Annotated in this window: 16 protein-coding genes and 1 pseudogene; 5 read left to right on the top strand and 12 right to left on the bottom strand. The window is 68.7% G+C overall.

What is annotated here, in order from left to right:
* The first annotated feature begins 61 nt into the window (after positions 1-61).
* Positions 62-985, top strand: a complete 924-nt coding sequence (locus SPI01S_RS13320) for a LysR family transcriptional regulator (RefSeq protein WP_066723213.1) — start codon at positions 62-64, stop codon at positions 983-985.
* A 171-nt stretch (positions 986-1,156) separates the two neighbouring features.
* A complete protein-coding gene (locus SPI01S_RS13315; RefSeq protein WP_066723206.1) occupies positions 1,157-1,483 on the top strand; it encodes an alpha/beta fold hydrolase in 327 nt (108 codons plus the stop codon).
* Positions 1,484-1,885: 402 nt separating this feature from the next.
* Here SPI01S_RS13315 and SPI01S_RS13310 read toward each other — a convergent pair whose 3' ends face one another.
* The 5 genes and pseudogenes from SPI01S_RS13310 to SPI01S_RS22320 all read right to left on the bottom strand — a co-directional run.
* On the bottom strand, positions 1,886-2,131 hold the full coding sequence (locus SPI01S_RS13310) for a tautomerase family protein (RefSeq protein WP_066723204.1): 246 nt from the start codon (positions 2,129-2,131) through the stop codon (positions 1,886-1,888).
* A gap of 3 nt (positions 2,132-2,134) precedes the next feature.
* A complete protein-coding gene (locus SPI01S_RS13305) occupies positions 2,135-2,617 on the bottom strand; it encodes a (R)-mandelonitrile lyase (protein ID WP_169804513.1) in 483 nt (160 codons plus the stop codon).
* The gene (locus SPI01S_RS13300; protein WP_245653596.1) at positions 2,614-3,834 is read right to left on the bottom strand and encodes an MFS transporter; all 1,221 of its coding nucleotides are present in this window, start codon (positions 3,832-3,834) and stop codon (positions 2,614-2,616) included. The genes SPI01S_RS13305 and SPI01S_RS13300 overlap by 4 nt, the downstream gene beginning before the upstream one ends.
* A gap of 136 nt (positions 3,835-3,970) precedes the next feature.
* Complete coding sequence (locus SPI01S_RS13295) at positions 3,971-4,885, bottom strand: LysR family transcriptional regulator (RefSeq protein WP_245653595.1); 915 nt, start codon at positions 4,883-4,885, stop codon at positions 3,971-3,973.
* Positions 4,886-5,150: 265 nt separating this feature from the next.
* A pseudogene (locus SPI01S_RS22320) lies at positions 5,151-5,357 on the bottom strand (oxidoreductase); the annotation flags it as partial.
* A gap of 178 nt (positions 5,358-5,535) precedes the next feature.
* On the opposite strand from SPI01S_RS22320, the gene SPI01S_RS13290 reads away from it, so the two are divergent.
* Positions 5,536-7,215 (top strand): MFS transporter, encoded by a 1,680-nt coding sequence (locus SPI01S_RS13290; RefSeq protein ID WP_066723198.1) that lies wholly within the window; start codon positions 5,536-5,538, stop codon positions 7,213-7,215.
* A 4-nt stretch (positions 7,216-7,219) separates the two neighbouring features.
* Here SPI01S_RS13290 and SPI01S_RS13285 read toward each other — a convergent pair whose 3' ends face one another.
* The 5 genes from SPI01S_RS13285 to SPI01S_RS13265 form a co-directional block, all read right to left on the bottom strand.
* A complete protein-coding gene (locus SPI01S_RS13285) occupies positions 7,220-9,661 on the bottom strand; it encodes an ABC transporter permease (protein ID WP_066723194.1) in 2,442 nt (813 codons plus the stop codon).
* A gap of 12 nt (positions 9,662-9,673) precedes the next feature.
* A complete protein-coding gene (locus SPI01S_RS13280) occupies positions 9,674-12,082 on the bottom strand; it encodes an ABC transporter permease (protein ID WP_066723192.1) in 2,409 nt (802 codons plus the stop codon).
* A 10-nt stretch (positions 12,083-12,092) separates the two neighbouring features.
* Positions 12,093-14,504 (bottom strand): ABC transporter permease, encoded by a 2,412-nt coding sequence (locus SPI01S_RS13275; protein ID WP_066723190.1) that lies wholly within the window; start codon positions 14,502-14,504, stop codon positions 12,093-12,095.
* 94 nt (positions 14,505-14,598) lie between these two features.
* Positions 14,599-15,279 carry an ABC transporter ATP-binding protein gene (locus SPI01S_RS13270; RefSeq protein ID WP_066723187.1) on the bottom strand — a complete coding sequence of 227 codons (681 nt, stop codon included), beginning with the start codon at positions 15,277-15,279 and terminating at the stop codon, positions 14,599-14,601.
* A gap of 9 nt (positions 15,280-15,288) precedes the next feature.
* Entirely contained in the window at positions 15,289-16,572 is a 1,284-nt protein-coding gene (locus SPI01S_RS13265; protein ID WP_245653594.1) for an efflux RND transporter periplasmic adaptor subunit, read from the bottom strand.
* A gap of 139 nt (positions 16,573-16,711) precedes the next feature.
* Between SPI01S_RS13265 and SPI01S_RS13260 the strand changes: the two genes are divergently transcribed.
* Positions 16,712-17,956, top strand: coding sequence for a sigma-54-dependent transcriptional regulator (locus SPI01S_RS13260; RefSeq protein ID WP_066723182.1), 1,245 nt, complete (start codon positions 16,712-16,714; stop codon positions 17,954-17,956).
* Complete coding sequence (locus SPI01S_RS13255; RefSeq protein WP_066723180.1) at positions 17,946-19,124, top strand: sensor histidine kinase; 1,179 nt, start codon at positions 17,946-17,948, stop codon at positions 19,122-19,124. Before SPI01S_RS13260 ends, SPI01S_RS13255 begins: the two co-directional genes overlap by 11 nt.
* Positions 19,125-19,175: 51 nt before the next feature.
* Here SPI01S_RS13255 and SPI01S_RS13250 read toward each other — a convergent pair whose 3' ends face one another.
* Both SPI01S_RS13250 and SPI01S_RS13245 read right to left on the bottom strand, forming a co-directional pair.
* Positions 19,176-20,345 (bottom strand): pyridoxal phosphate-dependent aminotransferase, encoded by a 1,170-nt coding sequence (locus SPI01S_RS13250; RefSeq protein ID WP_066723178.1) that lies wholly within the window; start codon positions 20,343-20,345, stop codon positions 19,176-19,178.
* Between the two features lie 35 nt (positions 20,346-20,380).
* A complete protein-coding gene (locus SPI01S_RS13245) occupies positions 20,381-21,196 on the bottom strand; it encodes a sulfite exporter TauE/SafE family protein (protein ID WP_066723175.1) in 816 nt (271 codons plus the stop codon).
* Positions 21,197-21,279 lie beyond the last annotated feature (83 nt).

Here is a 21,279-nt window from a genome sequence, read left to right as displayed (position 1 = left end):
CCGGTTTTGACATTCATCAAAATTGTAATATTTTATGATGATCCAGTCACAGGATTTATACATGCGGCTTGATCGGTTCGACCTAAACCTCCTCGTTGCCTTCCACATGTTGATGGAGGAACGCAGCGTCACCCGTGCGGCCGAGCGTCTCAACCTCACCCAGCCTGCCATGAGTGCGGCGCTGCGTCGGCTACGCGAGTCGTTCAACGACCCGTTGCTGGTCGCCAATGGCAAGCAGATGGTGCCTACCCCCCACGCGCAGGAACTTGCTCCGCGCGTTGCGGAGATCGTCGCCAATGCACAGGCACTGATCTCCAGTTCGACATTGTTCGATCCGCACACGTCGCGGCGCAGCTTTCGGATCGCGGCGTCGGACTATGTCACGTCGATCGCCATCCAGCCGCTGCTTGCGGAGATGGCGGTGCAGGCGCCCGGTATCCGCTGCTCGGTAATCCCCCCGCATCCCGGCGCGACCGAGCAGATGGAGCGGGGCGAGGTCGACTGCATCATCTCGCCCGAACAGTTTCAGGCACATGGGCACCCGACGGAGCTGCTGTTCGAGGAGGACCATGTCCTGCTCGGCTGGTCGGAGAACCCGCTGTTCGCCAAGCCGATCACGGAGGCCGAGTATAAGGCGGCAGGCCATGTGGTCGTGGAGCTTTCGAACACGCCCGCCTTTGTCGAGCAGCTGGTCCGTTCTCGCGGCGATACCCGGCGTATCGAGGTAACCGTGACGTCGTTCACGCTGGTGCCTTGGCTGTTGCCCGGCACGCACCGGATCGCGCTCGTCCATGCCCGGCTCGCGCGTCTTTTCATGGGCAAGCTACCGCTTGCGATTGCGCCGCCGCCCTTTCCGCTTCCCAAGATGCGGGAACTGATCCAGTTCAGTCGCGCCAGGGCAAGCGACCGCGGGCTGGTCTGGCTGCGCGAGCGGCTCCGGCACCATGCCGGCGCGACGGGGGCGGCGGCGTGTTTCGATCCATGAGGAAGTGCGCATTGCGCCTTCCGCCAACCCGGTTGCCCCGGCGCTGGAGGCAGCCGCCCAAGCACCCGATCGCGTGGTGGGTCTGGGCCTCGCGAACACCGGCGTCCATCCACCCGCCCAGGGGAGGCGCAGGGCCGCCAGAAACTGATCGAGTGCGCCCGCACCGGTGGCATGGCGGCGCTGGCGGAGGCGTGGCTGCCGCCGATGATGGGCAACTCGGCGGAGCAGAGGGCCGCGCTGATGCCGGAATTGCGGGCGATGGTCGCTGCTAATAGCCGGGAGAGCTATGAGGACCAGATCGCGGCGCTGCTGGCGCGGCCGGATGCGGCGTCGGCACTCCGGGCCTATCGCAGACCTATTCTGCTGCTGGCAGCCGAGCAGGACCGCTGGCCACCGCCGCGGCAGCACCAGGACATGCGGGTTCTGGCCCCCAAAGCGAACTGCACATCCTCGACGATGCCGGTCATATGCTGCCCTATCGGGGTTCGGTCGCTCTAGTCGCCATGGCATGGAGTGCCTTGGGATCGCGCCTGCTGCCGGCAGCAGCCGAGCGGAGGGAGTTTTCGGAGCCGAGCAGGCAGCGATCGCCCGAAACCCTGAACGGCATGCCCGCACGCTATGGTGATGTTCCCAAGCTCGGGCCGGCTGCCCCAGGCATGACGGCAACAAATGGTTGAGAGACCTACCGGGGAGAGTGCCGCGAATCGGGCCTAGAAAGTACCAAATTGGTTCGTTGGACGAGGGTTCGTGTCCGGGTTTCGGACCAGATTTTTGGTGGGCCACGAAGGGGGCACGGCTTTTGTTCTCCGCGAGAAAATGGCGGTTTTCTCGGGTTTCTGGAGGTAGATGTGAGTCCGGCCAGGGCCTGCTTCATTCCGATGGAGAACCGGTGCGCATCGCTCAGTCGGCCCTTGTCGCCAACGGACCGTATCCGGGCATCTTGGTGAGCGTATCCCGTTTCCCCTGTATATCGGGCGCATACACACGCGTCATCCAGTCATCGGGCGCCACTTCCTCCAAGCCGACCGACACAGCCTCGGGGCCATAGTCCATGGTGCGGGCAACTTCCCGCACGATGGCGTCGGCCAACTGCTGCTTCTGGGCCGCGGACTTGCCCGGCCAGAGCTTGACGATGACGTGCGGCATCGATCAATCCTTGCCGAGCGGCGCCAGATATTGCGCGTCCGTCACCTTCTCCATCCAGGTCACCGGTGTGCCGTTGATCGATTCCTGAATGGCAATGTGGGTCATGCCTTGGTGCGGCGTGGCGCCGTGCCAGTGCTTGTGCCCTGCCGGGCACCACAGGACGTCCCCGGCGTGGAACTCCAGCTTCGGGCCACCCTCGATCTGGGTCCAGCCGACGCCTTCGGTGACGATCAGCGTCTGCCCGGCAGGATGGCTGTGCCAGGCGGTGCGAGCGCCGGGTTCGAAATGGACGATGGCGCCGCCCACACGCGATGGATCGGGGCGCTGGAATTGCCCGGTGATCGTCACCTTTCCGGTGAACCATTCGGCGGGCCCGTCGACGGTCTTCATGTCGGCCTTGCGGGTGATTTCCATGTTGGTGCTCCATGTAGGGTCGGGGGTGGGGAGGGGGATGGCCAGCAGGCCGAGGATCATGAGCGGCGTCATTGCGTGGCTCCGCGGCTGGTGGACGGGGTCCGGGCGTCGAGCGCGGCGAAGACGGCGCCGAGCGCGAGCAAGGCCGCGCTGGCGAAAAAGGTTGCGCGGTAGCCGCCTGCATCGAACAACAGCCCACCGCCGGCCGCGCCCAGCGTGATCGCGAGCTGGACGACGGCCACCAGCAAGCCACCGGCGGCTTCGGCATCGTCTGGAAAACGGCGCGCAACCCAGGTCCACCAGGCTACCGGCGTACCGGTGCCGACCACGCCCCAAAGCGTCAGGAGGATCGCGGTGGGTATGGCGAACGCACCACATGCGACCAGCAGCGCGGCGATCGCGGCAAGCCCGATCGGCGCCAGGATAAGCGTGGCGGCCAGGCTCTGCGCCACGAAGCGTCCGAACAGCCAGGTGCCGAGCAGTCCACCAGCGCCCATCAGCAGGAGGACCAGCGAAAGCGCGGGCACGTCCAGATGGGTCACGCCCTCCAGGAACGGGCGGATATAGGTGAACAAGGCGAACTGGCCGGCGAAGAACAGCGCCACGGCCACTGCGCCGATCCGGGCGGTCGGGCGGCGCAATACCCCCAGCGCGCTCGCGCCGCGCACATCCCGATCCGAGGGCATCGTGGGCAGGGTGAGCCACTGCCACGCAAAGGTAATCGCCGCCAGGGGCACCACCAGGAAGAAGGCGCCGCGCCAGCCGATGCTCTGGCCAAGAAAACTGCCGAGCGGTGCCGCAACCGTCGTCGCAAGTGCGTTTCCGCCGTTAAGCAGCCCCAGCGCGCGCGGCACCTGATCCCCAGGCACCAGCCGCAGCACCGTGGCCGCGGACATCGACCAGAAGCCGCCGATGACCACGCCGATCAGCGCACGGCCTGCCATGAACACCAGGTAATTGGGGGCGAAGGCAACCGTCAGCCCCGACAGCAGCATGAGGACGGTAAGCCCCAGGAGCAACGCGCGGCGATCGATCCCGCGCGTCACGCTGGCGATCGACAGGCTGGTCAGCACCGCGAACAGGCCGGAGATCGCAATGGCTTGCCCCGCCGCGCCTTCGGTCAGGTGCAGATCGGAGGCGATGGGGGTGAGCAGGCTGACCGGCATGAATTCCGATGCGATCAGCGTCGAGACGCACAGAGTCAGCGCAAAGACGGCGCTCCAGCCGGTCTTGACGCCGCCCAGCTCGGTATGGGGCAGGGATTGTTCCGAAGATAGGGATTGCGCCACGCAGATGCTCCGTCGGGGTTGCGGTGCCACAGACGTGGCTCGCGATCGTCGGAGCTAAGGTAGGGTGCGGAAGACGCGCGGATCACCCAGAGTCTACACAATGGAGGGGTGAGGCCGGCTCAACGTTCCGAACCCGCTAGAAGCCGAGCGGCTGAAGCTCGCGTATCAAGTCTATCAACAGTCGGAGGCCTGTGGGAAGCTGCCTTCGACCCGGGTAATACATGTGGAAACCTGCGCCGGTCGCCGCCCAGTCGGCAAGGACACAGCGCAGCCGACCTTCCGCGACCAACGCAGCGACGCTTGGTTCGGGCAGATAGGCCAAGCCGGCGCCCGCGGCGGCCAGGGTGAGGGCGAATTGGGTCTCGTCCAGCGTGATGGCGCCGGGGACGTCGATAGCCGCCGCTTCCCCGTCCTTCTCAAACTCCCAACGATAGACGGTGTCGTCGCCCAGCCGGATCCGCAGGCATTGGTGCTGGAGGAGCTCCTCAGGACGCGCAGGCGTACCCTGGCGATCCAGATAGTCGGGCGCGCCGACGACCACCCAGCGGACGTCTGCGGAAAGCCGCTGCGCGATCATGTCTTCTGGCACGGTGCCGCCCCAGCGGATGCCGGCATCCGCGCCCATCGCGACCACATCGACGAGCTGGTTGGAGATCGCCACGTCTATCGCAATGCCTGGATAGCGCGCGACGAAAACGGGCAACACCGGTGCCAGCAACAGCGAACTGGCCTGTTCCATGACGTTCAGCCGGATCCGCCCCGCAGGCGCATCCCGGTAGCGGTTAAGCCCTTCTACCGCGGCGCCGATGGCTTCGAAGGGGACGGAGAGCGCCGCATTCAATTCTTCGCCGGCTGCCGTCAGCGTAACGCTTCGGCTTGTCCGGTTGACCAGCCGCACGCCGATGCGCGCTTCCAGCCCCTTCAGCGAATGGCTGAGCGCAGAGGCGCTTACGCCCAGTTCCAGGCCTGCTACACGAAAGCTGCGGTGCTTCGCGAGCGCGAGGAAATAGGAATAGTCCGCAAGATCGGACCGATTGATGCGCATGAACATCAACTGCCAGTTGAGCGCTCCCAGTGCAACGCTCGCCGATGATGCTCGACGTTCGAAACGGCGCGGTAAATCTGCTGCTGGTGCGCCCTGGCTTGCCGGACCGGGCATCTAGCCAGCACCGCCTTGCAGCCCGACTGCGAAGCGCCGTTGACGCCTGCCTTGACAGCGCGTCACCACGCATATTGCCCCGGCCGCCGCGTTCCATACGGATTTGAAGAGGGGGGCGAAGGTGGGCACCCCTTACGGCTTGGGTTGGCCGAACTGCATCGGTCGCTTCAAGCAGGAAGCGCGCGCGGTTTTCGACAGGCCCGCGATAGGCGTCCGTTCGCTTGTTGGGCCCGTCCTCCAGGAGCTGGGCCGACAGATAGCCATTGGCACCATGTACCTCCACGCCGTCGAAGCCCGCCGCCTCTGCTGCGCGTGCGGCGACCTCATAGTCGAGGATCGTGCTGTGGATCTCCTCCAGGGGCATTGCCGGGGGGTGACGGCAGGCTTCGGCCCCTCGGGCGTGATGGCCTGGCTATTGAAGGGCACGGCCGATGACGCTTTTGTCCGACATGCCTATGCAAGCGCGTCGCCGCTTGCCACTATCCCCCGGGCAACCGGTGCGGACACGTCATGCGACGGCCGCCGGGCAGGGAGAGAATGCGATGGCGATCGGGGAGGGAGCTGCGGTGCCGCAGCGCCACGTGGCGATGCGGAGCGAGAAGCTGGTGATCACGGCCAGCTCGCTCGGCACGGTGTTCGAATGGTATGATTTCTATCTCTATGGGCTGCTGACGACGATCATCGCTTCGCAGTTCCTCACCGGCCTGAACCAGACGACCTCGTTCATCATGGCGTTGCTGGTGTTCGCCGCCGGATTTATCGTCCGGCCGTTCGGCGCGCTGGTGTTCGGTCGGATCGGCGACATGGTCGGGCGGCGCTATACCTTCATCCTTACGCTGCTGGTGATGGGACTTTCGACCTTCCTGGTCGGCTGCCTGCCGACCTACCAGACGGCGGGCGTCACCGCGCCGATCCTGCTGGTGGTGTTGCGCATGTTCCAGGGGCTTGCGCTGGGCGGCGAATATGGCGGCGCGGCGACCTATGTCGCCGAGCATGCGCCCGAGGGGAAGCGCGGCTTCTACACGAGCTGGATCCAGATCACCGCCACCGCCGGCCTCGCCATGGCGCTGCTGATCGTCATCACCGTCCGCTCGCCGATCACCGGCCTCGGCGAGGAGGCGTTCAAGGCCTGGGGCTGGCGCATCCCCTATCTCCTGTCGGGCCTGTTCCTGGTGGTGGGGCTGTGGCTGCGGTTGAAGCTCCATGAGTCGCCGGTATTCCAGAAGATGAAGGACGAGGGCACCGCCTCCAAGGCGCCGCTGACCGAGGCGTTCGGCCAATGGGCGAACCTGAAGATCGTGCTGATCGCCTTCTTCGGGGCAATCGCGGGGCAGGCGGTGATCTGGTATACCGGCCAGCTCTACGCGCTGTTCTTCCTCGAGAAGATGCTGAAGGTCGACGGGCTGACCGCCAACATGCTGGCGATCACCGCGCTGATGCTGGCGACGCCGTTCTTCCTGTTCTTCGGCTGGCTTTCGGACAAGATCGGTCGCAAGCCGATCATCCTCACCGGCTGCGCGCTGGCGGCGGTGACGATGTTCCCGGTGTTCCACGCGCTGACCGGGGCCGCCAATCCCGCGCTTGCCCGTGCACTGGCCTCCGCGCCCGTGACGGTCACCGCCGATCCGGCCGAATGCTCCTCGCAGTTCGATCCGGTCGGCCAGAACAAGTTCGACACGACGAGTTGCGACATCGTCAAGAACGCGCTCGCCAAGGCGGCCGTGAACTATGAGAATGTCGCGGCCGCGCCTGGCACGATTGCGGCGGTGACGATCGGCGGAACGGGCTTCACTGCGCCCGATCCGCGCCAGGTGACCGGCGAGGCGCGCAAGCAGGCGGTGAAGGCCTTCGCCGGCCAGCTCACCGGCGAACTCGCCAAGGTCGGCTATCCCGCCAAGGCCGATCCGACGGCGATCAACAAGCCGATGGTCGTCGCCTTGCTCTTCTATCTCGTGCTGCTGGTCACCATGGTCTACGGCCCGATCGCGGCAATGCTGGTGGAGCTGTTCCCCAGCCGCATCCGCTACACGTCGATGTCGCTGCCCTATCACATCGGCAATGGCTGGCTGGGCGGATTGCTGCCGGCAATCGGCTTCGCGATGGTGGCGGCGAACGGCAACATCTATTTCGGGCTGTGGTATCCGGTCGTCGTTGCCGCGGCGACGGTGGTGCTCGGGCTGCTGCTGCTGCCCGAGACCTTCCGCCGCAAGGTCGACGGCTGAAGCCCTATTCGCTGCGCAGCGCCCAGGCGGGCGAGGCGCGGCTGGCGCGGAGCGACTGGCCCAGCACGGTCAGCACCGCGATGGCGGTGGCGATCAGGCTGGCGCCGAGGAAGTAGAGCGGGGAGAGGGGAATGCGGTCCCCGAACCCCGCCAGCCACGCGCGCGACGCCGCCCAGGCCAGCGGCCAGGCGAGGAGGCTGGCGAGCAGCACCGGCCGCAGGAACTGGCCGACCAGCAGCCGCGCGACCTCGGCCGCCGAGGCGCCGAGCGTCTTGCGGATGCCGATCTCCTTCACCCGGCGCGCGGTGCTGAACGCGGCGAGGCCCCACAGCCCGACACAGCCGATCAGCACCGCCAGGCCGGTGCCGATGCCCACCAGCCGCATCGCGCGCTCGTCTTCGGCATAGAGGTCGGCCATCCGCCGATCGGCGGTGTCGCCGCGAAACGGCACCCAGGGGATCACCCGCCGCCAGGTCTGCTGCACCCGGTCCAGCATCGCGCGCGGATCGCCGGTAAAGCGCACCGCGCCGACATGCTGGTACACCGCGTTGGGCGTGTACATGTAATAGGTGCCGGTCTCCGGCGTTCGCGGTGACAGGAAGCGCAGTTCGTCGATCACGCCGATGATCGTGCGGGGGCGGGGATTGCCCACGGTCTTGCCGATCGCTTCCGCCGGGCTGCGGAAGCCGAGCGCCGTCACCGCCCGGCGATCGAGCACGACGTTGCGCCCGAGGGGCCAGCGCTTCCAGTCGCTGGCATCGTCGGCGGCGTGGGCGTCGTCGAACAGCCGGCCGGCGAGCAGGCGGGGACGATAGCTGTCGAAAAAGCCGGGGCCGACGCTGACCAGCCGCAGCATCGGACCCGTGCCCGGCGGTCCGGGCTGTTCGATCATGTCGATGTTGCTCGTGCCTTCGCCACCGGGCGCGTTGTTCGCGGTGCCGACTGCTCGAACGCCGGGCAGCGCCTGCAGCGCGCGGATCAGGGCGCGGGCCTGGTCCTGACCGATCTTGGGATCGGCGAGCGAGGCGATGGTGATCAGCCCTTCGCGGCGGAAGCCCAGGTCGGCCTCGCGCAGGTGGCGCATCTGCACGGTCATCACCACCGTCCCGATCAGGAACGCGATGGCGAGGCCGAACTGCAGCACCACCAGGGCCTCGCGCAGCCGCGCGCCGGCCTTGCCGCCGCCCGGCGCGCGGGCCGAGGCGAGCACCGCGGCGGCAGGAAAGCGTGACAGGACGAGCGCAGGGTAGAAGCCTGCGATCAGGCCCACGACCAGCGTCACGGCCGCCAGCAGCGGCAATGCCCAGCCATAGGGCATGGCGAGCGCGGTGCCCCCGGCGGCATTCACCAGCGGCAGCCCCATTTCGGCGAGCATCAGCCCCAGCAGGGCGGCGATGGCGACGGTGGCGATCGCCTCGCCCAGGAACTGGCCGATCAGTGCCGTGCGGCTGGCGCCCAGCACCTTGCGCATCGCCACTTCGCGGGCGCGCAGGCTGGCGCGGGCGGTGGCGAGGTTCACATAATTGACGATGCCGATCAGCAGCGTGAGCAGCCCGATCGAACCGAGCGTGGTGACCATCAGCTGGCGGCTGGCGCTCTCTGAACCCATCGGCTTCAGATGCGTGTCGGCGAGCGGGACGAGCGGCAAGGAGATCCATTTCGACGCGCCGGGCCCGAAATCGGCCTTGGAGCGGCGATCGATAAAGGCCGGCAGCTTGGCGGCGAAGGCCTGCGCCGCCTCGGGCGTTTCAAATCGCAGCCAGGTGGTGACCGATGCGGTCCCCCATTTGTACCACGCCCATTCGCCCGGCGGCGGCGTTTTGGGGATCGGGATCAGGATGGCGAGGTGTAGCTCGCTGTTCCTCGGCAGATCCTCGAACACGCCGGCGACGCGGTAATTGGCGGGCGCGTCCATGCTGACGGTAATCGTCTGCCCGATCGGATCGGCGCTGCCGAAATAGCGCCGCGCCGCCGATCGGCTGAGCAGCGCGGCGGTGGGATCGGCGAGCGCGCGGGCGCCGTCGCCCTGGACCATCGGCAGCGCGAAGACCTGGAAGAAGCCGGGATCGACCTGTGCGACATCCTCGGTCGTCGCGATGCCGCCGCGCACCACCGCGCCGCCGTGCTCCCCGGTGGCGCGGTCGCCGCCGCGGATCCGCGTGCCGATCAGGCCGGGGAAATCGTCCCGCATCTGCTCCAGCATGCCGGGCATGGTTGCCGGATAGGCGCCGTTGAACGGGCTTCCGGGAAACTGCACGGCCGTATCCACCCGGTACACCCGGTCGTAGCGCGGCAGCCAGCGCTCGAAGCCGGTCTCGAAGCGGACGTACAGCGCAAGGACAAGGAAGGTGGCGATCCCCACCGCCAGCCCGCCGATGGTGAGCGCAGCATACAGCTTGTCGCGGGTAAACGAGCGGTACAGGGCGGTGAGGGCGAGGCGGGGCATGGGCGTCTGCTCCTATTCGTAGCGCAGGGCGCGCGCGGGTTCGGCGCGGGCGACGCGCCACGACTGGCCGAGGACGGTGGCTACCGCGATCACCCCGGCCAGCATGGAGGCGACGAGGAAATACCAGGGGGTAAGCGCGATCCGATCGTCGAAGGTGGAGAGCCAGCGCTGCATCGCCACCCAGGCGAGCGGCCAGGCGATCAGGTTGGCCAGCAGCACCGGCCGCAGGAAGTTGCCGAGCAGCAACCCCAGCACGTCGCGGGTCGAGGCACCCAGCGCCTTGCGGATGCCGATTTCCTTGATGCGGCGCTCGGTATCGAAGGCGGCCAGTCCGTAGAGGCCGATACAGCCGATCAGCACGGCCAGGGCGGCGCCAGCGGTGAACAGCCGCGTGCGCTGGGCATCGGCGCGCTGATATTGCTCATACAACTGCTGATCGACGGTGACCGCCTGGAACGGCACATTTGGCGCGATCCGCCGCCATGCCGCCTCGAAGCGATCGAGGATCGGCCGGGCGTCCGTACCGGCATAGCGGGCGGCGAGGACGGGCGCGAAGAGGTCCTTCGACTTCAGCAGATAGGCCTGCGGCTCTACCGGCGCTCGGGGCCCCATAAACCGGAAATCCTCGATCACGCCGACGATTGTCGCGCTCTCGCCGCCGTTGCGCACCGTGCGCCCCACCGCGGCGGCCGGGCTGCCAAAGCCGAGCCGAGTGACCGCCGTGCGATTGAGCAGCAGGTTGTTCTTCCGCCCCGCGCCGGTGGCCAGCGCGGCATCATCGGCGGCGAAGCGGGCCGGATCGAGCCAGCGCCCGGCGAGCAGGCGGGCGCCATAGACGCCGAAGAAGCCGGGGCCGACCTCGTCCTGCACGACGTTCGGGTCGGGCCCGCTCGCGCCGTCACGATGCATGGTCGCGATCCCATAGCTGCCGCCGCCAGCGGCGATCGACGACTGGGTGACCGCCGTCACGCCGGGGAGTGCGCCCAGCGCCGCGGCGAGGTCACGGCGCTGGGCGACGTCCAGGCCCTGATCGCCATAGGCGGGGACCATCACCAGCCCGTCCCGCCGGAAGCCGAGATCGGCGGTCTCCAGATGCCGCGCCTGCCCGAACAGCACCGCGGTGCCGACCATCAGCGCGATCGCGGTCGCGAACTGAAGCACGACCAGCGTGGCGCGCAACCGTCGGCCCGCGCGTCCGCCGCCGGTGGCTCCCGCCGCCGCGAGGATCGTCCCCGGCTGGAAGCCGGAAAGCACCAGCGCCGGATAGAATCCCGCCAGCAGCCCCAGCAGCACGATCAGTGCGGCCAGCGGCGGCAGTACCGAGTCCCGGCCCCAATAGACCAGACGGAGGTCTGCACCGCCCAGCGTGTTGACCAGCGGCAGCGCCATCTCCGCCAATGCCAGCCCGAGCACGGCGGCGAGCGCGCTGGTAGCGATGGCTTCGGCGAGGAACTGCCCGATCAGTGCAGGGCGGCCGGCGCCCAGTACCTTGCGCAGCGCCACCTCGCGGGCGCGCAGCCCGGCGCGGGCGGTGGCGAGGTTCACATAATTTCCGATCGCCACCAGCAGCACGAGGAGCCCGACCAATCCCAGCGCGGTGACGACCGCGCGGTTCTGCCCTTCGCGCAGGTGCATCGAGCCGAGCGGGAGCAGTTCGTGCCGCAGCCGCAGCTTGTCCGGCGGCCCGGTGAAATCCGGATCGGGATGGCGGCGGTTGAAGTCGGTGATCTGCGGGAGGAAGCGCGCGGCCGCCGCGGCATCGTCGAACCGAAGGAAGGTCGTCAGCCCCTTGCCCTTGCGGCCGAACATCGGGGAATCGGGCATGAGGCGGACGAAGATCGTCTGGCGTTGGGTAATCGACAGCGGCAGGTCGCGGATCACGGCGCCGACGCGCACCAGCCGCGGCGTGCCGTCGATCGCCAGCGTCAGCGTGCGGCCGAGCGTGCCGCCGCCGGGCAGATAGATGCGGGCGACGCTTTCGGTGATGACGGCGCCATCGGGCGTGCGCAGCGTGGCGGCGGGATCTCCCTCCACCACGGGCAGCGGGAAGAAGGTGAAGTGATTCGGGTCAACGAAGCCGATCGGTTCGGCGGCGCTGCCGTTGCCGATCCGCACCGCTGCCTCGTTCGCCGCCAGCCGGGTGCCCTGCAGGCCCGGATTGTCAGCCTGCAGCATCGCCAGCATCTCGCGGCGCGTTGGGATGGTCACCTCCGGCGCGCCGGAGAACTGCATGCTGCGCTGGACGATCCAGGTACGGTCCCAGCCGGGCACGGCGTGATCGAATGTCGTCTCGTAGCGCACGAACAGCGCGAGGATCAGGAACACCGCCATGCCCAGCGCCAGCCCCCCGATGTTGACGAGCGTGAACAGCTTGTGCCGCGTGAACGAGCGATAGAGGGCGAGCCAGGCGAGGCGGTGCATGGAGCCGATCCTATTCGTAGCGCAGCGCGCGCGCGGGTTCGGCACGGGCGACGCGCCAGGACTGGCCGATCACGGTCGCCACCGCGATCAGCACGGCGATGGCCGAGGCGAGCAGGAAATAGGCCGGGGACAGCCCGATCCGGTCGTCGAAGGTCGACAGCCAGCGCTGCATCGCCACCCAGGCGAGCGGCCAGGCGATCAGGTTGGCGAGCAGCACCGGGCGGAGGAACGTGGTGACGAGGAGCTGGAGCACGTCCCGCGTGGAGGCGCCCAGCGCCTTGCGGATGCCGATTTCCTTGATGCGCCGCGTGGTGTCGAAAGCGGCGAGCCCGTAAAGGCCGATGCAGCCGATCCCGATCGCCAGCACCGCGCCCATCGTGAACAGGCGGCCGCGGCGCGTGTCTTCCTCGTAATAGGCCTTGTAGAGATTTTCCTCGATCGTGCGGCCCTGGAACGGCTCGGTCGGGACGATGCGCTTCCAGCTGGCCTCCACCGCGTCGGCCATTTTCTGCGGGTCGCCGCTGTACCGCAGCGTGATGTAGGCGTCGTTGAGCGGGCGCGTGTCGTACAGGTACAAGGTTCCGGCGATCGCCTCGCGCGGACCGCGGAAGCGGAGATCGTCGACCACGCCGACGATGATGTTTGTTCCGTCGCCCTCCACCGTTTTGCCGATCGCAGCCTGCGGGCTGGCAAAGCCGAGCAGGCCGACCGCCTTGCGGTTGGCGACCACGTTGACGGGCGTGGTGCTGCCCTTCGCGCGGAGTGCACGATCATCGGCCGGTCGGCCCGGATCGAACAGGCGCCCGGCGATCAGGCGTGCGCCGAAGGTATCGAAATACTGATTGCCGACGCGCAGCCACATCAGCGAAGGCGCGCGGATGCCCTGCATGCCCGGCTGGTACATCGACGAGAAGTTGGTGTTGCTCTGATCGCCGGGCGCGTTCTGCGCCATGGTGACCCCGCTGACGCCCGGCAGCGCGGCGAAAGCGCGGAGGAGCGCGGTCTTCTGTTCGGGCAGCACCGATCCGCTGTTCAGCGATCGCACGACATAGAGGCCGTCGCGGCGGAAACCGAGATCGGCATTGCGGACATGGTTTGCCTGGGCGAGCATCACGGTGGTCCCGATCGCGAAGGCGATGGCGACGGCGAACTGGACGACCACCAGCGCGGCGCGAACCCGCGCGCCGGCCCGTCCTCCGCCGGGCGCACGGGCGGAGGCGAGTACCGCGGCGGGGCGGAAGCCGGCCAGCACCGCGGCGGGATACAGTCCGGCAATGGCTCCGACCAGCAGGACGAGCGGGACCATCAGGAGCAGCACGCTGTCCGTTCCCCAATAGGTGAGGTGCAGCGACATTCCGCCGGCGGCGTTGACCAGCGGCAGCGCGATTTCCGCCAGCGCGAGGCCGATCACTGCCGATAGGATCACGGTCAGCATCGCCTCCGCCATGAACTGGCGGATCAATGTACGCCGCGTGCCTCCCAGCACCTTGCGCACCGCCACTTCCCGCGCCCGCAATCCGGCGCGGGCGGTGGCGAGGTTGATATAGTTCACGATGGCGATCAGCAGGGTCAGCACGCCCACCGCGCCGAGCGTGGTCACCACCGCACGGTCGGATGCTGCATAGAGGTGGTTGTCGACCAGCGGCCGTAGCGACTGTTCCCACTCCCCCTTCTTGATGTCGCCGCCGAACACGCGGCGATCGGCGAAGCGGGCGAGTTCGCCTTCGAACTGCTTGGCTGCGGCGCGATCGGGGAAGCGCAGGAGGGTCACCAGCGAGGTGCTGCCCCAGTGATCGAAATTGTCGCCGGCGAATCGCGAGGCAACCAGCGGTACGAACAGCTCGGCGGTGTAGCTCTGGTCCTTGCGCATGTCGGCGATCACCGCACCGACGCGGTAGGTATAGGTCGAGCCGTTGGCGATGACGGTCAGAGTGCGGCCGATCGGCGACTTGAGGCCGAAATAGCTGGTCGCAGCGCGCTGCGTGATGACCAGGCCATCGGGATCGGCGAGCGTGCGCGTGGGGTCCCCGGCCACGATCGGCAGCCGCATCAGCGTGAAGAAGTTGGGATCGACCGCCGCCATGGTCTCGCGGGTGTTCGAGGTGCCCTGCCGCACCGTTGCGTCCATCTGCGCGATCCGGAAGCCCTGCAGCTGCGGATAGTCCGCGCGCAGATGCAGCAGCTCGTTCCCCATGGTGTAGGGGCTCGGCGTCTCCGGATAGCCGGGCATGTGATAGGTTTCCTGGACGATGTAGAGCTGGTCCGCGCCGGGAATCCACCGGTCGAACCCGGTCTCGAACCGCACGAACAGGGTCAGCACCAGGAACACCGCGATCCCCAGCGCCAGCCCGCCGATGTTGAGCGCGGCGAACAGCTTGTGGCGGGTGAGCGAGCGATAGAAGCTGGTAAGCGCCGAAGTCATGGCGTCACTCCCGGTTTACGGGTGGCGGAGAGATGGCGGAGCAGGGCGACGGCGAGGAGCAGCAGCACCAGCACCGTCAGCGCGCGATCGAGCTTCACGCCGCCCGCCGCACCGCAGAGAGGATCCGCCCGTCGAGCATGTGCACCGTGCGCTTGGCGATATCGGCATGGGCGGGCGAGTGGGTGACCATCACGATCGTCGCGCCGTCGGCGTTCAGCCGGGTGAGGATGTCCATCACCTGCGCGCCGTTTTCGGTATCGAGGTTGCCGGTCGGTTCGTCGGCAAGGATCAGCTTGGGCTCGCCGACGATCGCGCGGGCGATCGCGGCGCGCTGCTGCTGGCCGCCCGAAAGCTGGTGCGGATGGTGGTTGCGGCGGTGCGCGATCCCCACCCGGTCCATGGCGGCGTCGACACGCTCGCGCTTCTCGCGCGCCGGCATCGACCTATAGGCGAGCGCCAGCGCGACATTCTCGGCGATGGTCAGCTCGTCGATCAGGTTGAAGCTCTGGAACACGAAGCCGAGCCGATCGCGGCGGAGCTTGGCCAGTTGCGCCTCGGGCACCTTGGCGATGTCCTCGCCCTCGAACCGGTACGCGCCGCTGGTCGGACGATCGATCGTGCCGAGGATGTTGAGCAGCGTCGACTTGCCGCAGCCCGAGGGGCCCATGATCGCGAGGAATTCGCCCGCCTGCACGGTCAGGTCGATATCGGCGAGCGCCGTGGTCTCGACTTCGTCGGAGCGGTAGGCGCGGTGGATGGCGTTGAGTTCGATCATGGCGGGCTCCTATCGGATGAGCAGGGTCTGGTAGGGGGCGTAGGTGGCGAGCGGCGTGGTGATGATGCGCTCGCCGGGGGCGAGGCCGCTGGTCACCTCGACCTGGTCGGGGTTGCGGCGGCCGGTGGTGATCGCCCGGCGCACGGCGCGGTTGTCGCTGGTGAGGACGAAGGCGGTGGTGCCGCCGGCATCGAGCCAGCCGCCGGAAGGGGCGACGGTGGCGGGGCGATCGGCGCCCAGGGTGAGCCGCACGTCGAGCGTCTGGCCGCGGTTCAGGCCCGCAGGCGCGGCGCCCCGAAAGCCGAGCTCGACACGAAATCGCCCTTCGGTGACTTGGGGCAGCACCTTGATCACGGTCATCGGCAGGCTGCGCCCGTCGAGATCGGCAACGGCGGTGAGGCCGGTGCGGACGCGGCCGAGATAGAATTGATCGACATCGGCGGTCAGCTTCCAGGCGCGTTCGGAATCGACCTGGCCCACCGTGTCGCCGGGCTTGATCATCTGCCCCGGCTGAAGGGTGAAGGCGGTCAGCCGCCCGGCGACCGGCGCGCGCACCACCAGCGCGGCAAGGCCGGCGCGGGTCATGGCCAGGCTCTCGCGCAGTTCGCCGGCGGTGGCGTTCACGCCGGAGGACTGGTCGGCGAGCATCCGCCCGGCCTCGGCGGCGCTGCGGGTGAGCGCGGCCAGGCGGGCGCGCTGGTACGTCACCTCCTCGCGCAGCGGAGTGACGGCGGCGGCGGTGACGATCTGCTTGTCGAACAGGATCTGCTTCTGGCGCAGCAGCGCCTCGGCCTTGGCGAGTTCGTTGCGGGCGGCGGCGATGTCACGCTCGGTCTGCTCGCGGCTCTGCTGGATCGACAGGCGCTGACCGCTGATCGAGCTGAGCTGGCCGGCGATGTTGGCGGAGCGGCTGGCGACGTCGAGCGCGAGGGTGGGGTTGGCGAGCCGGGCGAGCGGGGCGCCCGCGGCGACCGACTGGCCGTCGCTGGCGATCAGCGCCTCGACCTGGCCGCCGCTGATCGCGGTGACGTAGACGGTCTGGAGCGGAGCGACCTGCGCGCGCAGCGGCACGTAATCGGCGAAGGCGGCGCGGGTGACCGGCGCAATGCGGATCGCTGCCGCATCGACTGCCAGGCTTCCCGAGCCCGGAAGGAACCACCAGAGACCGGCGGCCGCGACGACCACGGCGATGCCGAGCCCGATGCGCACGATCAACTTGCGTCGGCGCGCATGCGGGCGCTCGATCCTTCGGTCCATCGCGGCGCCGTTGGTGTGGAGAGGCGTAACGTCCATGTCCGCCAGTGTACGGCAGTCGAGTGACTGGCCCTAAAATACTGATAAAGAAGCAATATTCATAAGGTGCTGGCGCTCTCGCCGAACAGTGTTCAAGCTAGTGTCCGATTCCGAACATGTCTGTGGAGCCGTCAAGCCAGTGCCAACCGAATCGCCGACCATCCTGGTGATCGACGACGATCCCGACATCGTCCGCGCGGCGACCCTGCTCCTGGAACGGAACGACATGCGCGTGCTGGGTGCCGGAGATCTGGACGCGGCCTGGGTGCGGCTGGCCGAGGGGCCGGTCGACGCGATCCTCCTCGACCTCAATTTCGCGCGTGGGCGGACCAGCGGGGAGGAGGGGTTCCGCATGCTCGACCGGCTGATTGCCGCCGATCGCAACGCAGTGGTGGTGGTCGTCACCGGCCATAGCGGCATCGCGGTGGCGGTGCAGGCGATGCGCGGTGGGGCGAGCGACTTCGTGATCAAGCCGTGGAGCAACGAACGCTTGCTCGCCACCGTCGAGCGCGCGGTGGCGCTTCGGCGGGCGAAGCTGGCGGCGGCACCCGCGCCGACGGGCGAGGAGGCGCTGCTGCTGCTCGGCGAGGCGCCCGCGATCGAAGCGGCGCGCGGGCTGATCGCGCGGGTGGGGCCCACGGACGCGGCGGTGTTGCTCACCGGCCCGGCGGGCAGCGGCAAGACGCTGGCGGCGCAGCTGCTCCACCGCGCCTCGGCCCGCGCCGAGCGGCCGCTGGTGACGCTGGACGCTGCGGTGGCGGATCTGGCGGCGATCGAAGCGCGGACCGCGGCGGCAGAGGGCGGCACGCTGCTGATCGAGGCGGTGGACCAGCTCGCACCGGCCTTGCAGCCCGAGCTGGTGCGGCGGTTGGGCGGCCTTCGCCTGCTCTCGACCAGCCGGTGCGATCGGGCTGGCACCCGCGCGGCGCTCAGCGACGATCTGCGCTTCCGGCTGAACACGGTAGAGATCGATCTGCCGCCGCTCGCCGGGCGTGGCGGCGACGCGCTGCTGCTCGCGCGCCATTTCTGTGCGCTGTTCGCTGGACGCTATGGCCAGCCGCTGCGACCGCTGACCGACGAGGCCGCGCGCGCCGTCGCCGCCGATCCCTGGCCCGAGGGGGTGCATGGACTGCGCCAGGCGATCGAGCGCGCGGTGCTGCTCGGCGGCGGCGAGGCGATCGACGTCGCGACGCTGGGCCTGGCGCTGCCGGAGGACACGCTGGAGCCGCGCGCGATCAAGGCGGACCTCAATCTCGGGCGGAGCGAGGCGGCGCTGGTGGCGGCGGCGCTCAAGCGGCACGCCTTCAACGTCAGCCGCGCGGCGGCGGAACTGGGGCTGACGCGGGCGGCACTGTATCGGCGGATGGCGAAATATGGGCTCTAGGGGCTGGGTGGCGCTGCTGCGCGGAATTCTGCTGCTGGCGGCGGGGGGCGCCTTCGCGATCGCCTGGGGGGCGGGCCTTTATGCGAGCGCGCTGGTCGCGGCGCTTGCGGGGCTGTGGAGCATCGCGACCGGGGTCGTGGCGGCCGGCAAGCCCCAGCTGGTGCCGGTGGCCGCGCCGGGCCCGGCGCCGGACCCGGCCCATCGCGAGCGGCGGCTGACGGCGCTGCTCGATCTTTCGCCGGCCCCCATCGTGACGCTGGACGGCGAGGGGCGGTTCCACGCGATCAATCGCGCCGCGCGTCGCCTGTTCGGGGCGGCCGATCTCGTCGCCGATCCGCCGCCGCTCCTGGTCGAGGCGATCGGCGACGCTTCCGGCCGTGCAGCCACGGTGACGATCGGCGGCCGCAGCTATGCGCTGACCACCAGCGACTTCGCACTGGGCGGTGCGCAGAGCCGGCTCGCGGCGCTGATCGACATCGACGCCGAACTGAAGGCGGCCGAGGCGGCCACGCTGCGGGAGCTAGTGCAGGTGCTGAGCCATGAGATCGTCAATGCCCTGACGCCGATCGCCTCGCTGAGCCGCACGGCGGCGGACATGCTGGACGAACCGGCGCTCGCGCTTCCCGCGCTGCGCGACGCCGTGGGGACGGTTGCGCGCCGGGCCGAGGGGCTGCAGCGCTTCGGCGAAGCGTATCGCTCGCTGGCGCGGCTGCCGGCGCCCCGCCTGGCGCCGCTCGACCTGCGTGAGGTGGCGACCGATCTCGCGCGGCTGTTCGCAACCCGCTGGCCGGACCTGCCGCTCGCCTTCGATGGCGAGGCGCCGGTACGCCTGCAGGGAGATGCCGACCAGTTGAGCGCGGCGCTCTGGGCCTTGCTGCAGAATGCCGCGGAGGCGGTTGGCGGGGCGGGCGAGGGCCGGGTCGGCCTGTCGCTGTGGCGCGACGAACGTGCGGCCTGGTGGCGGGTGTGGGACAATGGTCCGGGTATCGCGCCTGGCGACCGCGGGGCCGTGTTCCGCCCCTTCTTCACCACCAAGCCGCAGGGGAGCGGCGTCGGGCTGGCCCTGGCACGGCAGATCCTGCTCGGCCATGGTGGCGATCTGGTGCTGGTGGAGGGGGCCGGCGGCGCCTGTTTCGAGGCGATGCTGCCGATCGCGCCTGCAGGCTGAAAACGGACCCGCGCCGCCCAGGGAGGCGGCGCGGGCCAGGCACCGCAAACCTCAGGCCATCAGCACCTTGTCGACCGCGATCCGGAACTTCTCCATGTCCGCCGCCGAGCCGACGGTGACACGCGACATCGTCGGATAGGCAGTCCACGACCGGCCGATCTGGACGTTCTGGGCGAGCAGCGCCGCCATCATCTCCTTCGGCGCCTTGCCCTTCCATTCGGTCATGAACATGTTGGCATGGCTGCCCGGCAGTACCTTCAGGCCACGGTTCTGGAGATGGGCGATGGTCTTCTCGCGCACCGCGATCATCTCGTCGCGCCGCGCCTTGATCTCGCCGGCGAGCGGGATCGAGGCGGTGCCGCAGGCGACGGCGGTCATCGGCAGCATGTTGGTCACCTGCATGCCGTCATAGCGCATCATCTTCTCGTGCAGCGACGGCGCCGCGAAGGTGAGGCCCAGGCGCATGCCCGCCATGCCGAACAGCTTGGAGAAGGTGCGCATCACCAGCACGTCGTCGCGGGCGGCGACCAGCTTGGCCGCGTTGGGCGCATCGGCGAAGTGGATATAGGCCTCGTCGACGATCAGCACCGCGTCCTTCGGCTTGTTCTCCGCCAGCCAGACGATGTCTGCGATGGGAGTCAGCGTGCCGGTGGGATTGTTGGGCGAGCAGACATAATAGAGGCCGGCGTTCGGGTCGGCCGCCAGCATCGCCTTGACGTCGTGCTGATACTGCGGCCCCAGCGGCGCCTTGGTGACCTTGGCGCCGATCCAGGCGGCGGTGCGCCAGATCTGCTCATAGGTCGGGTCTGCGGTGACGATGCCGCGCGTTGGCGAGGCGAAGGTGATGGCGGCACGGTTGAGCGGGTCGCTCGATCCCGGCCAGGCTTTGATGTGCGTGGCGGGCAGGCCTTCCACTGCCGAGACGGCGGCGAACAGCCGGTCATGCTCCCCGTTCGGTTCGTAGCGATTGCCTTCCGTCACGATCTTCATTGCCGCCGCCGCGCCGGCGGGCAGCGGGCCGGTCCAGCATTCGTTCGATCCGATGCGGACCGCGCCGACGACCGCCTTGGCCGATTGCTGGGCGAAGGCGGGCGCGGCGCGGCCCAGTGCCACGGAGCCGCCGAGCAGGGCGGCGATCCGCCCCATGTCGCGGCGCGAATAGCCCCGGCCGCGCAGGTCTTCGGTGATTTCGGGCTGCTTGAGCGTTTCGATGATGGTCATGTCGTGGTCCTCCCTGTTTCGATCGAAGACGCGCGTCAGAACTTCAGCGCATTGTGGAACATCACCAGCGCGATGACGATGAGGTAAATGCCGAATACCCGTTTCAGCATGGCTGGTTGTAAGGCGTGGGCAGCTGCGACCCCGAGCGGGGCGGTGAGCATCGACATCGAGGCGATGGCGAGCGTCGCCGGCAGGTTGACGAAGCCGAGCGAGCCCCAGGGCAGCCCGGTTTCATGCATGCCGATCAGCGCGAAGCCGATCGCGCTTGGGATGGCAATCAGCGTGCCGATGCCGCTGGCGGTGGCGACCGCGCGGTGGATCGAGCGGCCGCACAGGGTCATCACCATGATCGCGATCGTGCCGCCGCCGATGCCGAGCAGCGACGAGAAGGTGCCCAGGCCGCCGGCGATGGCGACGCGCGCGACCCCCATCGGCATCTGGTCGCTGATCACCCGGTTGCCCAGGCGCGGCACCAGGAAGTTCACCGACATCAGCAGCACGCCGCTGGCGAACACCAGGGTCAGCACGCGTCCGTCGACATGGCTGGCGAGCAGCACGCCGATGCCGTCGCCCAGCACCACCCAGGGCGCCCAGGTCTTGAGGATCTCGAAATCGACCGCGCCGCGCTTGTGGTGGCTCAGCACCGATCGGATCGAGGTGATGATGATGGTCGCCGCGGACGTGCCGATCGCGACATGGGCGTACTGGCTGTGCTCGCCGCCCAGCAGGGGCAGCATCAGCAGCAGGGCCGGGACGACGACGAAGCCGCCGCCAATGCCGAACACGCCGCCGGCGAAACCGGCAGCGAGCCCGGCGACCAGCAGGCCCACCAGCGGGATCAGCCAGTCCATGGAAGAGTTAAGCAAAGGACATCACTCCCGAGTTATGTTCTTGCACGCGACAGGACCGGCCGGGGGCGCGCGCCCCCGGCCGG

The organism is Sphingomonas pituitosa NBRC 102491, from assembly GCF_001598435.1.
Taxonomy (GTDB): domain Bacteria; phylum Pseudomonadota; class Alphaproteobacteria; order Sphingomonadales; family Sphingomonadaceae; genus Sphingomonas; species Sphingomonas pituitosa.
This window is presented reverse-complemented; position numbering and strand designations above follow the sequence as displayed.

What these genes read in the sequence shown, in the direction of transcription:
- SPI01S_RS13265 (WP_245653594.1), bottom strand. Translation starts at nt 16,572, where the DNA reads ATGGACGTTACGCCTCTCCACACCAACGGCGCCGCGATGGACCGAAGG.
- SPI01S_RS13315 (WP_066723206.1), top strand. Translation starts at nt 1,157, where the DNA reads ATGGCGGCGCTGGCGGAGGCGTGGCTGCCGCCGATGATGGGCAACTCG.
- SPI01S_RS13280 (WP_066723192.1), bottom strand. Translation starts at nt 12,082, where the DNA reads ATGCACCGCCTCGCCTGGCTCGCCCTCTATCGCTCGTTCACGCGGCAC.
- SPI01S_RS13285 (WP_066723194.1), bottom strand. Translation starts at nt 9,661, where the DNA reads ATGCCCCGCCTCGCCCTCACCGCCCTGTACCGCTCGTTTACCCGCGAC.
- SPI01S_RS13245 (WP_066723175.1), bottom strand. Translation starts at nt 21,196, where the DNA reads ATGGACTGGCTGATCCCGCTGGTGGGCCTGCTGGTCGCCGGGCTCGCT.
- SPI01S_RS13255 (WP_066723180.1), top strand. Translation starts at nt 17,946, where the DNA reads ATGGGCTCTAGGGGCTGGGTGGCGCTGCTGCGCGGAATTCTGCTGCTG.
- SPI01S_RS13270 (WP_066723187.1), bottom strand. Translation starts at nt 15,279, where the DNA reads ATGATCGAACTCAACGCCATCCACCGCGCCTACCGCTCCGACGAAGTC.
- SPI01S_RS13305 (WP_169804513.1), bottom strand. Translation starts at nt 2,617, where the DNA reads ATGACGCCGCTCATGATCCTCGGCCTGCTGGCCATCCCCCTCCCCACC.
- SPI01S_RS13320 (WP_066723213.1), top strand. Translation starts at nt 62, where the DNA reads ATGCGGCTTGATCGGTTCGACCTAAACCTCCTCGTTGCCTTCCACATG.
- SPI01S_RS13290 (WP_066723198.1), top strand. Translation starts at nt 5,536, where the DNA reads ATGGCGATCGGGGAGGGAGCTGCGGTGCCGCAGCGCCACGTGGCGATG.
- SPI01S_RS13295 (WP_245653595.1), bottom strand. Translation starts at nt 4,885, where the DNA reads ATGTTCATGCGCATCAATCGGTCCGATCTTGCGGACTATTCCTATTTC.
- SPI01S_RS13310 (WP_066723204.1), bottom strand. Translation starts at nt 2,131, where the DNA reads ATGCCGCACGTCATCGTCAAGCTCTGGCCGGGCAAGTCCGCGGCCCAG.
- SPI01S_RS13275 (WP_066723190.1), bottom strand. Translation starts at nt 14,504, where the DNA reads ATGACTTCGGCGCTTACCAGCTTCTATCGCTCGCTCACCCGCCACAAG.
- SPI01S_RS13250 (WP_066723178.1), bottom strand. Translation starts at nt 20,345, where the DNA reads ATGACCATCATCGAAACGCTCAAGCAGCCCGAAATCACCGAAGACCTG.